The organism is Luminiphilus syltensis NOR5-1B, assembly GCF_000158175.1.
Classification (GTDB): Bacteria; Pseudomonadota; Gammaproteobacteria; order Pseudomonadales; family Halieaceae; genus Luminiphilus; species Luminiphilus syltensis.
This window is the reverse complement of sequence record NZ_DS999411.1, coordinates 2,229,331-2,244,248: the sequence shown is the minus strand read 5'-3', so window position 1 is coordinate 2,244,248 and position 14,918 is coordinate 2,229,331. Positions and strand designations below refer to the sequence as shown.

Annotated in this window: 13 protein-coding genes and 1 tRNA gene; 8 read left to right on the top strand and 6 right to left on the bottom strand. The window is 55.0% G+C overall.

Annotated features, from left to right (window positions below; translation table 11 throughout):
- Positions 1 to 29: 29 nt before the first annotated feature.
- From NOR51B_RS10110 to NOR51B_RS10095, 4 genes are all read right to left on the bottom strand, one after another.
- Complete coding sequence (locus NOR51B_RS10110) at positions 30 to 1,037, bottom strand: HupE/UreJ family protein (protein ID WP_009019763.1); 1,008 nt, start codon at positions 1,035 to 1,037, stop codon at positions 30 to 32.
- Positions 1,038 to 1,039: 2 nt separating this feature from the next.
- On the bottom strand, positions 1,040 to 1,963 hold the full coding sequence (locus NOR51B_RS10105) for a peptidylprolyl isomerase (protein ID WP_009019281.1): 924 nt from the start codon (positions 1,961 to 1,963) through the stop codon (positions 1,040 to 1,042).
- Positions 1,964 to 2,057: 94 nt separating this feature from the next.
- Positions 2,058 to 3,941, bottom strand: coding sequence for a DUF3604 domain-containing protein (locus NOR51B_RS10100; RefSeq protein ID WP_230198447.1), 1,884 nt, complete (start codon positions 3,939 to 3,941; stop codon positions 2,058 to 2,060).
- 138 nt (positions 3,942 to 4,079) lie between these two features.
- The gene (locus tag NOR51B_RS10095; RefSeq protein WP_009021435.1) at positions 4,080 to 6,326 is read right to left on the bottom strand and encodes a TonB-dependent receptor; all 2,247 of its coding nucleotides are present in this window, start codon (positions 6,324 to 6,326) and stop codon (positions 4,080 to 4,082) included.
- Positions 6,327 to 6,539: 213 nt separating this feature from the next.
- On the opposite strand from NOR51B_RS10095, the gene NOR51B_RS10090 reads away from it, so the two are divergent.
- The 4 genes from NOR51B_RS10090 to NOR51B_RS10075 all read left to right on the top strand — a co-directional run bounded on the left by NOR51B_RS10090 (position 6,540) and on the right by NOR51B_RS10075 (position 10,012).
- Positions 6,540 to 7,460 carry a LysR family transcriptional regulator gene (locus NOR51B_RS10090; protein ID WP_040482010.1) on the top strand — a complete coding sequence of 307 codons (921 nt, stop codon included), beginning with the start codon at positions 6,540 to 6,542 and terminating at the stop codon, positions 7,458 to 7,460.
- A 285-nt stretch (positions 7,461 to 7,745) separates the two neighbouring features.
- Positions 7,746 to 9,032 (top strand): M24 family metallopeptidase, encoded by a 1,287-nt coding sequence (locus NOR51B_RS10085; protein WP_081443940.1) that lies wholly within the window; start codon positions 7,746 to 7,748, stop codon positions 9,030 to 9,032.
- A 247-nt stretch (positions 9,033 to 9,279) separates the two neighbouring features.
- Positions 9,280 to 9,681 carry a type II toxin-antitoxin system RelE/ParE family toxin gene (locus NOR51B_RS10080; RefSeq protein ID WP_326544576.1) on the top strand — a complete coding sequence of 134 codons (402 nt, stop codon included), beginning with the start codon at positions 9,280 to 9,282 and terminating at the stop codon, positions 9,679 to 9,681.
- The gene (locus NOR51B_RS10075; RefSeq protein WP_040482008.1) at positions 9,674 to 10,012 is read left to right on the top strand and encodes an XRE family transcriptional regulator; all 339 of its coding nucleotides are present in this window, start codon (positions 9,674 to 9,676) and stop codon (positions 10,010 to 10,012) included. Before NOR51B_RS10080 ends, NOR51B_RS10075 begins: the two co-directional genes overlap by 8 nt.
- Positions 10,013 to 10,055: 43 nt before the next feature.
- Here NOR51B_RS10075 and NOR51B_RS10070 read toward each other — a convergent pair.
- Positions 10,056 to 10,131, bottom strand: a tRNA-Ala gene (locus NOR51B_RS10070).
- A gap of 158 nt (positions 10,132 to 10,289) precedes the next feature.
- Between NOR51B_RS10070 and NOR51B_RS10065 the strand changes: the two genes are divergently transcribed.
- From NOR51B_RS10065 to NOR51B_RS10055, 3 genes are read left to right on the top strand one after another with little or no spacing between them, the layout of a single operon-like run.
- Positions 10,290 to 10,517: a hypothetical protein gene (locus tag NOR51B_RS10065; RefSeq protein WP_040482007.1), complete on the top strand. Its 228-nt coding sequence runs from the start codon at positions 10,290 to 10,292 to the stop codon at positions 10,515 to 10,517.
- A 10-nt stretch (positions 10,518 to 10,527) separates the two neighbouring features.
- Positions 10,528 to 11,178 carry a DUF2959 domain-containing protein gene (locus NOR51B_RS10060; RefSeq protein ID WP_009019481.1) on the top strand — a complete coding sequence of 217 codons (651 nt, stop codon included), beginning with the start codon at positions 10,528 to 10,530 and terminating at the stop codon, positions 11,176 to 11,178.
- A complete protein-coding gene (locus NOR51B_RS10055; RefSeq protein ID WP_009021314.1) occupies positions 11,175 to 11,582 on the top strand; it encodes a DUF4345 family protein in 408 nt (135 codons plus the stop codon). Before NOR51B_RS10060 ends, NOR51B_RS10055 begins: the two co-directional genes overlap by 4 nt.
- Positions 11,583 to 11,602: 20 nt before the next feature.
- Here the strand turns inward: NOR51B_RS10055 and gltX are convergent, their stop codons facing one another.
- On the bottom strand, positions 11,603 to 13,087 hold the full coding sequence (gene gltX / locus NOR51B_RS10050; protein WP_040482006.1) for a glutamate--tRNA ligase: 1,485 nt from the start codon (positions 13,085 to 13,087) through the stop codon (positions 11,603 to 11,605).
- 166 nt (positions 13,088 to 13,253) lie between these two features.
- Between gltX and NOR51B_RS10045 the strand changes: the two genes are divergently transcribed.
- Entirely contained in the window at positions 13,254 to 14,912 is a 1,659-nt protein-coding gene (locus tag NOR51B_RS10045; RefSeq protein ID WP_009018999.1) for a peptide ABC transporter substrate-binding protein, read from the top strand.
- Positions 14,913 to 14,918 lie beyond the last annotated feature (6 nt).

The window sequence follows — 14,918 nt, the reverse complement described above, 5'->3', positions numbered from 1 at the left end:
CAAACAATCTCATTTTCTCGTCAGTTTTTTCACGTCGAGAATGCCGAGACGCGTTGCAACAACCAGAAACTGGCTACGGTCCCGATCACATAAGTGCCAGCGAGCCCCGTGTAGCGACCATTCAGCAGTGCACCATGAGCACGACCGAGAAGAAGTGTGACAGAGCCAATCCCGAGAATAAGCAATGTTATGAATGCAATCTGCCCGAGTTCCACGCCGATATTGAAAAAAAGCAGTGCCGCCGGTAGCTCAGTCTGAGGTAAGCCAATATCACCGAGTACAGCGGCAAACCCAAAACCGTGCAAAAGACCAAAGGAGCTGGATACCAAAACCGGATAGCGCCACGTCCAGGAACTTCGGTCAGCAACGGCAATTTCGTGAGCCAGGAACAGGATGCTCAGTGCGATGACAGCTTCCACCGCTGGTATTGGCAGCTGGATAAAGCCAAGCGTGGATAGCGCCAGTGTCAGCGAATGGGCTACCGTGAAGCCGGTTATGGTAACGAGGATTCGCCGCGGCGAACGGGCGATAAAAACCAGGCAGAGGACGAACAGAAGGTGATCGAGCCCAAGGAAGATATGCTCAATGCCCAGCCAGGCGTATTGTGCGCTGACGCGTGTAAGACTTTCCACCTCGGCAACCACCAGCGTTTCTTCACCCGGCTGCAAAATCTGATTGCGGACCTCACCGTTGAGCAGGCTGATACGAAATAGTGTGTTAACCCCCGGATTGTTTCCCGGGTATTTAAGGCTTAATTGCTGACCTGCAAGCCCAGCTGTGCAGACGTAACTGGCGCTAACGGTGTAGGCACCACCGATGCGCCCCGAGACGCTAGCGCCTGATTGAGTACAGAGAGAAGGTAGACTGAGAGTCGGAAGGCCGGAGGCAGGCATGGATGATGGCGCCTTCCACTGAACAGCAAATTGGTGCTGCTGCACTTCACGAATATCAACATAAATGGGACGCGCATCGTGGCCCACGGCGACAGAAGCCATCAGCATGAAGTACAAAATAAGAAAGACGCGTATGAAGGCCATCACTATCCTGCGTCACTATCTGACGTTTGCCAGGCCAGCGTTTCCGCCCACGGCAGACCTTCGAACGTGACTTCATAATTACTGACGATATCAGTCAATGCCTGCTCAGTCTGTTGATCAAGTGCCACCCTTCTGGCATCTTCAGCAACGCGGGGATAAATGCTGTCAAGGCTGGGAACGCTAGCCGGATCTCGCTTAAAGAGCATGACCAAGTGGTAGCCGTGGTCCGAAGCAACAGGACCCTGCCATCGTTTCTGGTCAGGAGACATTTCGAAGAGCTTGGCGCCGAAGCGTTCACCGAAGTGCGAATCAATCATATCCCGGCTACGTTCGACGTAATTGGCGTGGTAGACAAAACGATCGCCACGCCCCATCGCCGACGAAAACGCTATATCCTCACGACTGAGCGCTTGTTGCAGTCCTTTTATTCGCTGCCGTGCATTGTCATCCAGCCCGCGGACAAACACATGTGCGAAGGTCGCAATAGAGGGCTCCTCATAACGGCTTATATTTTCCACATAGTAGGTCGCCACAGCATTCCGATCGATCAACTGCTCCGCCTCGCCGAATCCCCGAGCAAGGTACTCGACTTTCTGCACCATACGCTGCTTGATTACATAGTCGTCTCTGTGCAAACCCAATCGCCCCGCCTCTCGGTAAAGCGCCTCTTCCCGTACCAGCTGCATTAGCAGTTGCTCGCGCTTCGACATGTTAAGAGCCGACAGTTTTTGCGCCGCCATATTGGGATCGAAGGACTTGCTACGGTATTGGAGAAATCTGAGTAGCGTCGGCTCATCGACAACGATGCGGTGACCGTCTTCACTGGCCTCGTCATCAGTGATAGCCAGGTAAAAGACAAACAGAAACGCACCCATGATGAGAAAATGCACCAGTGGCTGTCTTATACAGGAGGTTACCAGGGTCATTAGAGTCATTTTCAGTGTTCAACATCCACCGGAATTACCCAACGGTTTGTTATCGGATCGGTTGTCTGCACTGCCCGGTCCGTTTTTTTAAATACTACGGTGTGTACCAAATTGGGGAGGTATAGGCCCTGTCCTGCACCACCATGGGAATACCGTCTGGCATCTGGACGTCAAAATACCCAGCGTCATAAGCCGTCCATCGAGGCGTGGGTATCTGCAATACCCGCAGGTAATAAAAGGCGCGTTGATCCGGCTCAAAATCCGGGTCCCGCCACACCGTGGCTAGCTCGGGATCACCGATGGCGTTGCTGTAGCTCGGCTGGAGCATATTTACTGTGTTACCGACCGGTGGCACTTGCCCGGTTTCGACATTCACCTCTCGTCCGTCAGACAGAGCAACATCGTAGATACGCTCACGGGTCTCGCCGTTGTCCTCCAGCCAACCCTTGATGACCTGCACTCGATCTAGGTTTGCTCCATCCGGGTCCCGGCTTGCGGCGATGAGAAAGCTCGGCGCCTCGTTACCCTCTCCACCGATCAGATCCCCGCCCATTGGTACGCCAGCCTCGTAACCAATCCGAACGTAATCAGACCGGTCGATGTCTGCAGCCTCGAAATCCCAACCGCCGAAAAAGCGTACCTGTATACGAGGACCGGTCGTGGCATAAACCTCACGACGTTTCATGGCTTCAAAAATAGCGTCCCGTGTATTTTCGCTCGCCCAGACAGCCGCAAGCCCAGAGGCTCCCAACTTCCACCCCTCCTGAAGCTGGCCGGCCATCGGGTTATTGATGCGATCTGGAGAGGGGTTGGTTTCAACGAATTTTCCGAAAAAATTATTTTCCTCGGGCGTCGAGAAGCCAGTATGGAAATCGGTACTGCCAATAAGCCCAAACTTGAACGGGTTGGTCCCCAGCTCGGCTTCATGACGCAGACCTTCTTTTAACGCCGGGCGCGCGTATTCGTACTGGAGCATCCAGGGCTCTTTATCAACGCTCAGCATTATATTGCCCTGGTCCCACGTCTCGAAGTCAGCGAATTCATCACTGGGAGACAGGATCGGATGCGCCTCGCCATCCCCTTTGACCTGCGTCACTTCATAAACCGGCTCCCAGCGGCTGCGCATCTTGGCGTAGGCAGCGTCAAGAGGATCCCCCGATACTGTCTTGGGTGAAAACATCCGCCCATTGCTAACGTTGCCATTATGGGCAATAGCCAGCACCTCGCCTCCGGTGATCGACTCATACTCCTCCAGAGCCCGCCAAAGATCTTCCGGATCAGTGCTGTCCCTCGCTGTGAATGGAAGCACCTGACTGGCCTTCTCAGCACCATCGCGATACATGATGACTCGATGCAGGTTGTCGCCCGTTATCATCGAAGTCCACTCATAGCCAATAAGGGCGGTAAAAACACCCGGATCGTTGTAACGATCAGCCAGCGCAGCAACGTCAGACCAGATGCTCCTGGCGGTCTCGAGGGGAACGTCATCGGCCGGGTCGGATTGCTGTATCGCGGCTGCGAACTCACTTCCCAATTTAACATGCTCGTTGTCACGTAAATAAGCCGCCCAACGCTGCCCAACCTTCCAGTTTTTCAGTCGAGGATCGGAAGCATCAAGCATGGGGTAGATGCCGAGGTAATCGGAATGGTCGCTAAGTAACAGGAAGTCGAGCGGACGCTTGAGCTTCAGCGGTACGCCGTTGTCCGCAATCGCAGAGCCACCCCGTGCGAATTCGTAAGCCTGGCTTGGGGTTATGCGTACACCAGTAGTATAGGCATCGGCAGACCGGCTGCTGTGCAAATGCGTATCTCCCCAGAGGAGCTGGGTAGCGTGGTCTCTCAGGGGCGGGGAGTAAGGCACCTTTTCGGCATCGTCAGCTATCGCAGACGCTGCCCCGACCACCATAGCCATCCCCAGCGCAAATGATAGGTGGGCGGCACCCGGGCTACCTGCGAACCTGCTCTTTAATGTCTTCATACCACACTCTCTGCTTGTAGAGGCCACAGGTTTAACCTGCGGGGTCAAGCTCCAGTTTTTAAACTGAAATACAAGGACCTCATTTTATTTTTGGTGGTGGGTGGCAGGGGTATTTGCCCCCCTGCCCCTGTCTAGACCTCAGAAGCTATAGCGTGCATCAATACCGACAGTGCGCGGCTCTGCAGGCGCACCGCGTAGGCCCTGTGCATTGGCCGCTATTTCGCTGAGGTATTCCTCGTCCGTTAAATTGCGACCCCAGACACCCACTGACCAGTTGCCCTCGGCAGGTTCGTAGGAAATACGCCCGCTCAGCAGTCCGTAGCCATCCTGGGTCAGGTAAGGACCAAACACCGGGTCGTCGCCAAAGTCGAAAATGGTATCGTCTTTGTAGGAGTAGGTCAGAGAGACCGGAATTACACCCGAGCCTAGATGGAAGTCGTAGTTGACGGTTGCAAAATAAGACAGCTCAGGCGCCTTTAGAAGGCTTCGACCTGAAACATCAACCTCCTGACCTGCAGCCCCCGGTGTGGGGTTGTCGGTGTTGATGGTGCCATCCAGTACGGCCCGGGAGAACTGAACAATAGCGGTGTAATCCGAGTATTCGGAGTCCAGTGCGCTCAAGCCAACGCGCAGGGTGAAATCGGCGGTAGGAGCCCACGTGGCATCCAGATCAAGGCCGGTGATCTCTGCATCGGCGGCGTTTTCAACCGTGGTTCCCGCACCTGAGGATGCGGGGCGCTGGACCTGTAAGTCGGTGTAATCATAGTAGAACAACGATGCGTTTAGTCGAAGCGTGTTATCGAGGTAGTCACCCTTCATTCCAATCTCGAACATATCGAGCATTTCCGGCTCAATGCCCTCGGGGGTGCTGTATATCGGGTAATTGACGCCACCGCTTTTGTAACCCGAGGAATAGGTGGCATATACCATGGTTTCGTCGAAGTTGTACTCAACAGTGAACTGCGGCGTAGTTTCGCTCCAATCGCCTTTATAACTAAACGGTAAAATAGGTGCGGCAAGCGTACGGTTTGCGAACTGTGTCCGCGACGTTTCTTGCATGACAACATCCCGCTCGTCGTAGGAGTAGCGCACGCCGGCTGTAACCGCGAGCCGTTCGGTCATATCCCAGCGCACGTGGCCAAACGCCGCCCAGGAGGTGGTGTCTACGGTTTGGTCGCCCTGGGAGGCCTCATTGAGCACGGCGAAATCGTTCGTCCAGAAAATAAATTCCTGACTGTGTTCGTCATCGTAGTAAAAGCCACCCAGTGTCCAGGAGAAAGGCCCATCACCGGTAGATTCGAGGCGAAGTTCTTGAGAATAGGTTTTTGACGCGTCGAATGCCGACGCCGGGTCAAAGATCTGCGCGCTGCTACCATCCCCCTCACTGTTCCAGCGAGTGTCAAAATCGGCATAGGTGGTCACTGACACCAAATCCACCGAGTCAAACGAGTAGCGTAGATTCAGTTCGCTGGCAATTTGATCGCCGTCGTTGGGCTGGATAGCGTCAGTAGAGGTCGTGTCGTGGCTCAAGCCCTCAACGAGCCCGCCAAAGAGAATGCCCCGATTCAATTCCGGTGGTCCGAGCACGTAGGTCGAACCCTGGAGTTCGTCCTGGGTCCAGTAATCAACGTACAAGTTGGCACTAAGACGATCCGTGGGGGTCCACGCCAAATGTGCATTGAACTGAGTGCGGTCGAGTTCGTCATGGCGGTCCGGGATCGGTCCCAGATAGGTCATCTGGCCGGCTGCGATGTTCTTGCGCAATCCATCGCGTTTTTCGGTTTGTCCGGAGAGTCGGATACCCAAGGTATCGGATATCGGGATGTTCACGGTGCCGCCAACCTTGTAGTAGTCGTAATTACCTACGCTTGCCTGGAATTCCCCTTCCAGCACATCGGTAACGTCTTTTTTGATGACGCGAATGGCGCCGCCGGTGGCGTTACGCCCAAACAAGACTCCCTGAGGACCCTTCAGCACCTCCACACGATCCACGTCGGGGCCGAGAGAGAAAATAGCGCCGCTCCCTCGCGGTGAGTATCGCTCACCGACATAGGTGGCAACGCTGGGGTCGAGACCATTCAGGGTGAATCGGGTTCCAACACCACGCAAATAGACCTGGCCAAGACTGCCCAAGCTTGGAAATACCAATGCCGGCACCGCCACCTGCAAGTCCTGAGAGCTGGTGATGCCCATGTCCTGCATGCTTTCCGAAGTGAAGGCCGCCATCGCGATGGGGACGTCCTGCATGCTCTCAGAGCGTTTTTGCGCGGTCACCACAACTTCCTCAAGTTGTGCACTCGCCTGCATTGAAACGGCCATAGCCACGGCGGCCACCAGGCCATTGCGTGCTGTAAAACAGATGGAACCCCGAAGACGTTCAGACATCGTATCGCTTCCTTTGTTAGTTATATTTATCGACCCCGCGAGGCACAGATTCAGTCAACGTGAGCTAAAAAACAATCCAAGTTGTTTACTATTAACCTATTTTCAATCGATAACGACATGGATAACCTGAGGTTCCGAAAAAATAGCGGTTAGGGCCCTGATACCCCTCCGGTCCCGGAACGTGTAGGCTGACCCTAATCAAGGGGAAATATTGTGCTGAGTATCAATGAGTTACGACACTTGCGCCTGCTAGCACAAGCGACTTCCGTCGCAGACGCCGCCGCCAGAGGCGGGATTTCTGCCCCCGCCATTAGCAAGTCGCTCAGTGGTATCGAACGTAAGCTGGGCACGCAGCTATTCATTCGCCGTAGGGGGGCCTTGGTTCCCACTCGCTCAGGTATAGCAGCAATTCGGCGGGTATCGATCCTACTGAACGAGTTGGAAGCGCTGACCTTTGACATAGACGCGATCGCGCAGGGTGCACAAGGGGTACTGCGGTTTGGCATTGGACCGGCAGTCGCCAGTTTATTTCTCAAGGACACGCTGGCCGAGATATGCACTGAACATCGAGATCTCGTGCCACGCTTTGAGGTGGCCTTTTGGACTTCCTGTGAAGGTAAGCTCATCAATCGGGAAATCGATATGTTCATCGGTGGTTTTGCCAGTCCACCTAATGACGACCGGTTTGAATTTACTCCGCTTTATAATGACACCATTGTTGCGCTTGCGCACAAGGATCATCCGATATTGCTGCGATCTGCAATAACATTGGAAGATCTTATCCATTACCCGGTTCTTGGCTTTCCATCGGCAATCGATACCTGGAGGTCACTGACTTCCGTTGAGTCGCTGGAATTGTTTCAGCGCAATGTGCCCGGGTCAGTAATGCCCGATCCACTGCAATTGCTTCCAGTGATTTCAAAGACCAACCAAATAGTAGTGGTCCCCGATCTCAACTGGCGCGCGGTAAAAAAAGAACATCCTGATATTGTTGAGCTGAAGGTCGAACGTTTGCGGGGAATGGCGCATATGTATTTTGTGCATCTCGCTGGCGCAGAATTACCCGATTGCTATGCGCAATTAGTGGCTGCCTTCAAAAACCAGCTTGCCGTAATACGCCGCTCGGAAACGTAACGTAACGCTATCTTTTCTGCATTTAAGCAGGCTTCTACCTCATTTTCTCAGATGGTTATGAATACGCTGCATAATGTGAGTTTTGGGGTGGACTAATCTAGTCGCCTCTAGAGCCGGCAGATTTCATCGCAGGACTTGCCGGACTGAATCGGCAGCAGTCGGGAAATCTACTCTCAAGCTGTTTACCTGTCCTATACTTGGGCGTGAGTATTGAGGCCTGTGCCAGCGAGTTGCGCTGACGGGTCAATTAGCGTCTGAAATTGTCTGACAACAAGGATGGTGACGATGACTGAATTTATGGCAGCGGCGGACCCACGGATCGTGCGGCTCCGCGCGCAAATGGCCGAACACGGCCTGTCGGCGATGGTGCTTTCCAGCCCGCAAAACGTTCTCTACGCCAGCGGCTACGAATCGACGCTCGAGCGCTGGATGCAAGTGGAGCCGATGTCGGCGGTAGTGGTGAGTGCCCGTGCTGAAGACCCACTGCTGCTCTGTGTACCGGAAGCGATGGTGGGCCTCCTGGCTGTCTCCGAGACCCGGGGTTCAGAGCTGCGCGTGGATCGGGTGGTGCCCTTTGAGCTTCTCGATTTCTGCGAGACGGCCAGAGCGATAGACCCCCACGCCAGCCCCGGCGCGCTAGAGACGGCCTCGACCGCGTTTTATGCCGAGCGGGTGCTCGGTCCGTCTGAAGACGATGTTATTGCGGCCCTTGCGCGGGCGCTGGAGCAGTTCGGACTTATCGGCAACGTCGGTTTCGACGATCTTCGCGTGGGGCAGTCGGTCGCCCACAGGGTGAGCGGCGTTTCCGTGGTGGATGCACTCAATCCCATAATGGCTGCACGAATCGTCAAGACGCCTCCGGAACACGAACGTTTTCGACAGCTCGGAAAACTCGCGGATGCCTGTATCCAATACGCTGCCGGGCTTCTGGAGCACGGGGTAAGCTGGGACGAAGTGTCGTACCGGGTGGCTGAATTCATGATCCGCAACGACATCCGGCCAGTGGACGAAGGCGCCATGCTGTTCGGGGGTTCCTTCGACGATCAGTTCATACCGGAACTTTTCCGCACCCCCCACGAAGGTCCGCTGCAAGAGGGTCAGATTGTGATTCTCGAAACCCAGGGCATCTGGAAAGGGCTGTGGATCGATATTAACCGGACCGCCGTGATCGGTAATCCAACCCCAGACTTCCAGCGTCTTCATGACCAGGTCCGTGGCGCCTATGAGGAAGTCGTGGCGCAGGTACGGCCCGGAAACCACACCGGCGTATTACCTGCCCTCGGGCGTGAGGCGCTCACCAAGCGGGGCGTCTCTGCTCCGGAGAAGCTACTGGTGATTGCCCACGGTATAGGCCACCAGCCGCTCGAGTTCCCCCTGCCCTTCCCCAACCAGGGGCGCGAGGGTGCGAAGGGCTTTACCCTCGAAGAAGGCATGGTGATCAGTATCGACATGCTCCATTTCGGCAGCGAGTTCGGCCCCTGCCACATGGAAGACGTCTATATCATCACCGAGGACGGCGCAGAGTTGCTGTACGCCACCCCGCACGAACTGCTCGGGCTTCGTAGCCGGTAGCCTAGCTCGCCGTGACCGAGCCGACGCCGTTTGCGTTTGCATCACTTGGTGGAGGGGAAGTCCACTCTTTACTAATCGCAAAGGATTGGAATCAGACTAGAAGACGCCATAAAGCATCGCGAAGTGCTTTGGCGAATCTGTCATTTAGTGGTCGTTCAACGGTTCAAAGCGAACGGGGGATACAAAAATATCCAAACCCGCCATTTAAGCTTACCCACGCTCGGTTTCATTCTTTCAAAATAATTCCATTGACGGAATATTCCTTTTATGGAATTATGTCTGCCTGGGCTGGGAAGTTGAATACACGGATGAATTCGAAGCGTGGTGGTCGATCCTCACTGAAGAAGAGCAGATTTCTGTTGCAGCAACTGTACAGCTCTTGGAAGAACGAGGCCCGCAACTGCCGTTTCCACATAGCAGTGGCATCAATGGCTCAAAGCACACCCATCTGAGAGAGCTTCGCACCCAGCATGAAGGTCGCCCTTACCGAACGCTGTATGCCTTTGATCCAAGACGGGCCGCTATTTTGCTCCTGGGTGGCGACAAGACCGGCGACGATCAGTGGTATGAAGAGAACATACCGGTAGCCGATAGGCTTTATGACGAACATTTGAACGAGTTGAAACGTGAGGGCTTGATTGATGGCTAAGAAATTTTCAAAACTTCGGGCAGCTATGTCCGTCGAGGCGCGGACGCAGTCAGAGGTTAAAGCTCAAGCTATGTTGCAAGACATGCCTCTGCATGAGCTCCGGCTGGCCCGGGGACTTTCTCAAAAAACGTTGGCTGAGGTACTTCACGTCCAACAACCAGCCGTTGCGAAGATGGAAAAACGCACTGATATGTACCTGTCAACGTTACGGAACCATATTAGGGCTATGGGTGGAGAGCTCGACATCATTGCCCGATTTCCCGATGGTGAGGTTCGTATTCAGAACTTTGCCGAGTCTAGCGATGAAAAGCAGGTAGATCTCGCCGAATGAGCTACCACAGCGCCAGAATAGGCAGCTGAATCGTATCAATATTTGGTGGAGCCAGGCGGGATCGAACCGCCGACCTCAACACTGCCAGTGTTGCGCTCTCCCAGCTGAGCTATGGCCCCAATAAGGCATCACCACGATTGGCGAAGGACGCGAATCCTATGCACAGAGCGCTCGCCTGTCAACCTTTCCCGCCCTCATCAAAACCGATCGTCGGCCTTGAGCTGGGAGGCCAGCTATACTACTTTCAAGATTGAATTGAAGCTAAAGGATAAAAATCGTGGCTGGACAGGGATCAGGTGGCAACGTGCTTGCCGCAATCTGCAGTTTTTTCATACCGGGGCTCGGACAACTGGTGCAGGGACGCATTCTGGCCGCCCTGCTCTTCTTTCTTCTGACCGGTGCCTGTTACGCGCTTGGTGCCACAGTGATTCTAGTGTTCATGTGGTTACCCGGTGTACTGCTGCACATCTGGTCAATCGTTGACGCCGCACGCTTTCGCTCCTGAGGACATCGCTATGACTTCTTTGACAAAAGTTTTACTAATCGCAAGCCTTACCCTGGTGGCAGCCTGCGAATCAACCTACTACTCGGCCATGGAGACGATGGGTGTCGAAAAGCGTGACATCCTGGTCGATCGGGTCGAGGAAGCTCGCGATTCCCAGGAGGAAGCCCAGGAGCAGTTCGCTTCTGCGCTGGAGCAGTTCAGTGCACTGATCAATTTTGACGGCGGTGAATTACAAGATGTGTATGAGGCACTGAGCGACGAATATGAAGCCAGCGAGGATGCCGCCAGCGACGTACGGGGTCGAATCGATGCCATCGAAGACGTCAGCGACGACCTATTCGATGAATGGCGCCAAGAGCTGGAACAATACACCAACGCCAATCTGCGCCGGGACAGCGAGCGAAAACTCCGGGATACCGAGCGGCGGTCAAAGCAACTATTAACATCAATGCGCCGCGCCGAGAGCCGAATGGCACCGGTACTCGACGCCCTGCGGGACAACGTGCTCTATTTAAAGCATAACCTGAATGCCAGCGCTGTCGGCGCGCTGCAGGGGGAGCTCAACAGCATCGAGGCTGATGTTGCCCAGTTGATCAAGGAGATGAACGCCGCGATCGCTGAGTCCGATGCCTTTATCGCCAGTATCGAAAACCCGGCATGAGTAACGCGGGAACCATCACGCTGTTCGAACGATTGCTGCTCGGAATTCCCGGAACGATATTTTTCAGCTACGGACTCGTTTGCCTGTTCTTCCCCTCCTTTGCTGCAGAGGTTGCCGGTTTACAGATCACAAACGCGGATGGACACGGTGAAATCGCCGCCATGTACGGCGGTTTTCAGGCCAGCTTCGGCGCTATTCTATTGGCCTCTGCACGAATGCCCGCTTACACCGAAGCAGGTTTGTGGTTAATCGCAATCTGCATCGGCGCTCTCGGTGCCGCGCGAGGGGTGGGCATGCTGCTGGCACCGACGGGGTTGCTCACGAGCTACTCTTACGGTGCGGTGGCGTTCGAACTCGGGCTCGCCGTACTTGGGATTATTGCCCTGAAACGCCGACCCGCCTGAGCGCGGTCAGCGTCCCCGGGTTACCCCAGAGCGGCATAGGCCTTTTCCAGCCGCTTCGCTGCTTTTTTCGAAACTCCACCCAGCGCCTCAATGGCCTGGCGCAACCGGGCTCGCGTCATATCGGGGCCCAAAATCGCCATCGAATCGGGCATTGAATACGCCGTAGTGGAGCCCGCAATCGCTATAAACAGCGGTGCAAACAAGACCTTGGGCTTGAGGCCCAGCTGATCCGCCAGGGATTTAAGTGACTCGAACAGCGCATCCCGGCCCCAATCACGCTGGACCTCAAGGCGCCACAGTACAAATTGCAGTCGTTGTACGATTTCCTCTGCCGGCTCCGGCAATCCCTCAAACTGCTCAGCGGTAACACCTAAGTCTCCAGAAAGCAGGTAAGCCGACAGGGGTACCAGGTCCGAGAGCAATTCCATTCGGCCTTGAGCATGGGGCAATATCGCCTGTAGCGTCGATTTGTTCAGCGCCCATTGATAAAGACATTCGGCCAACTGCTCCTGCGACAGCGATTCCCGAATCCACAAACCATTCAGCCAACGCAGTTTCTCCACATCAAAGATGGGTCCGCCGAGAGAGACGCGTTCAATATCGAAAGCCGCTTCCATCTCGGTCAGGGAGAACTTCTCCTGTTCTTCAGGCATAGACCACCCCATGCGACCGAGGTAATTGACAAGGGCCTCGGGTAAAAAGCCCATGCGTTGGTAGTACAGGATGCTGGTCGGGTTTTTGCGCTTGCTCAGCTTTGATTTATCGGGATTGCGTAGCAGCGGCATATGACACAGCACCGGCATTTCCCAACCGAAGTATTGGTAGAGCAATTGGTGTTTGGGCGCCGAATTGATCCACTCTTCGCCCCTGATCACGTGGGTAATTTCCATCAAATGATCGTCGACCACATTGGCCAGGTGATATGTCGGCATACCATCGGATTTGAGCAGAATCTGCGCATCGACCATCGACCAGTCGAGTTCGATAGCCCCGCGCAAAAGGTCGTTAACGGTACATGCACCCGCCTCTTCCGGGACCATCATACGAATGACAAACGGCGCATCGGCCGACTTCCGGGCGGCCTGCTCCGCCTCCGACAACATCAGATCCGAAGGCTTGAGCGCGGTCGACTGTCCCGCTTCACGCCGTGTGTTGCGCAGCGAATCGAGCTCCTCAGCCGTGCGGTAACAGACAAAGGCATGGCCGGACTCCACCAACTGCCACGCGTAATCAGCGTAAATACTTCCCCGCTCACTCTGGCGGTAGGGGCCGTAAGCACCACCGACATCGGGACCCTCATCCCAGTCGAGCCCCAGCCATTTGAGCGAATCGAGAATAGCCGCTTCCGCTTCGGGCGTACTACGGGCGCGGTCGGTATCTTCGATTCGAAGCACAAATTGCCCACCATGCGCGCGGGCAAAACAGCGGTTAAACAGTGCCATATAGGCGGTACCGACGTGGGGATCTCCAGTGGGAGAAGGGGCAACACGCGTGCGAATTGTCATAAGTACAGAGTTCCGGAGAGCGACAAGAAGACCGCGAGTTTACCAAAGCAGAACGCGCTTATCCGGAAGAAACGCACGTTAAAACGCTTAATTTGACGGACTTTCTGTGATTCAAAAACACGGTGAGCTTGTTTACTCTGTTACAACGCTCTAATGTCGGCAGTTCATGAAGCATACCTACCGTAAATGCACGCACCTTCTCGCCGGTGTGTCGGCACTGATAGTCGTTTCACTGGTGGGCTGTGGTGTTGGCGAGAGCAACGTGGTCATCGGCAATCGCGAGGGTATTCTTCATCTGGGTAATGCCTCAGAGCCGACAGGGCTCGATCCCCACGTCGTCACCACCACCGACGCTTCACGCATTCTCGGCGCTCTGTTCGAAGGATTGGTCACACGCAACCCGTGGACGCTCGAACCCGAGCCTGGGGTGGCCGAGCGCTGGGAGATCAGTACGGACGGCCTGATCTATACCTTTCATATCAATCCAAAAGCCGTCTGGTCTAACGGCGAACCCATCACCGCCAGCGACTATGTCTGGACCTGGAAACGCGCCCTGCACCCCAAGACCGGCAATCGAAACGCCTACCTGCTTTACGTAATTGATAACGCTGAGGCGTTCGCCACAGGTGCCATTGATGACTTTGGCGAAGTCGGGGTTAAAGCGCTCGAAGAAGCCATCCTGCAAGTCACCCTGCGTGGCCCCACACCCCACTTTCTTGTTCAGTTGATGCACCATTCCTCCTATGCGCTGCACCCGGAGACGATACTCAAACACGGTGAGATGACCGACCGCTTTACCCAGTGGACGCGTCCCGAAAATTTCGTTGGTAACGGGCCCTTCATTCTGGAGGAGTGGGCGATGAACCGTTATATCAAGGTCGGTAAGAGCCCCACCTACTGGGATCGGGACAAGGTCAGTCTTAACGGTGTGGTCTTCTACCCTATCGAAGACGATAACATCGAGGAACGCATGTTTCGGGTAGACCAACTGCATCGCACCTTCACCCTGCCGCTGGATAAAATTCCTGCCTACTCGACGATGCCCGATACGCCCTTCAGAACCGCTCCCTATCTTGGTTCTTATTTTTATGTCGTGAACAATCTTCGCGCGCCCACCGATGATGTAAGAGTGCGCAAGGCGCTCGCGCTGGCAGTGGATCGGGAAAAGATCGCGCGAACAATCATGTACGACTCTGTCATCCCCGCTTATGGCGTCGTGCCACCCTTTATTCCCCATTACACGCCGCCTGCACCCTTTGCTTTCAACCCGGAGCGGGCTAGAGAACTACTCGCTGAGGCCGGCTACCCCGACGGTGAGGGCTGGCCTGGCCTCGAGATCACCTACAACACCAGCGAAGCACATCGCAAGATAGCCATCGCCATCCAGCAAATGTGGAAAAAAAACCTTGGTGTTGAAATCACCCTCGCCAATCAGGAATGGAAAGTCTACGTGGAAACGGTCAACCAAAAGGATTATCAGGTGGCGCGAATGGGCTGGATTGGTGATGTGTATCCGTCGAGCTTTCTGGAGCTGTTCTTAACCGATGGCGGCAATAATGATTCGGGCTATTCGGATCCGCGCTTCGACGACCTACTGATCAGCAAAGGCGGTCAGTCGGTTACCCGTGAAGAGCGCTACAGGTATATGCAACAGGCGGAAGCGCTGCTTATGGATGCCATGCCGATCATTCCCATCTATTCCTATACCACTCGCCTACTGCAACATCCCAGCGTTGAGGGTATGCCTCTCAACGTGACGCAGTCGATTAATCTGAAATACGCCGAGCTGGTGCCCGGCCGAACACTCCCCGACAGCATACGGTGAAACAAA

Bases quoted from the DNA above. Each gene is read 5' to 3' on its own strand.
- NOR51B_RS10075 (WP_040482008.1), top strand. From the start codon at position 9,674: ATGGCTAAGAAATTTTCAAAACTTCGGGCAGCTATGTCCGTCGAGGCG.
- NOR51B_RS10085 (WP_081443940.1), top strand. From the start codon at position 7,746: ATGACTGAATTTATGGCAGCGGCGGACCCACGGATCGTGCGGCTCCGC.
- gltX (WP_040482006.1), bottom strand. From the start codon at position 13,087: ATGACAATTCGCACGCGTGTTGCCCCTTCTCCCACTGGAGATCCCCAC.
- NOR51B_RS10105 (WP_009019281.1), bottom strand. From the start codon at position 1,963: ATGACCCTGGTAACCTCCTGTATAAGACAGCCACTGGTGCATTTTCTC.
- NOR51B_RS10060 (WP_009019481.1), top strand. From the start codon at position 10,528: ATGACTTCTTTGACAAAAGTTTTACTAATCGCAAGCCTTACCCTGGTG.
- NOR51B_RS10095 (WP_009021435.1), bottom strand. From the start codon at position 6,326: ATGTCTGAACGTCTTCGGGGTTCCATCTGTTTTACAGCACGCAATGGC.
- NOR51B_RS10100 (WP_230198447.1), bottom strand. From the start codon at position 3,941: ATGAAGACATTAAAGAGCAGGTTCGCAGGTAGCCCGGGTGCCGCCCAC.
- NOR51B_RS10055 (WP_009021314.1), top strand. From the start codon at position 11,175: ATGAGTAACGCGGGAACCATCACGCTGTTCGAACGATTGCTGCTCGGA.
- NOR51B_RS10045 (WP_009018999.1), top strand. From the start codon at position 13,254: ATGAAGCATACCTACCGTAAATGCACGCACCTTCTCGCCGGTGTGTCG.
- NOR51B_RS10110 (WP_009019763.1), bottom strand. From the start codon at position 1,037: ATGGCCTTCATACGCGTCTTTCTTATTTTGTACTTCATGCTGATGGCT.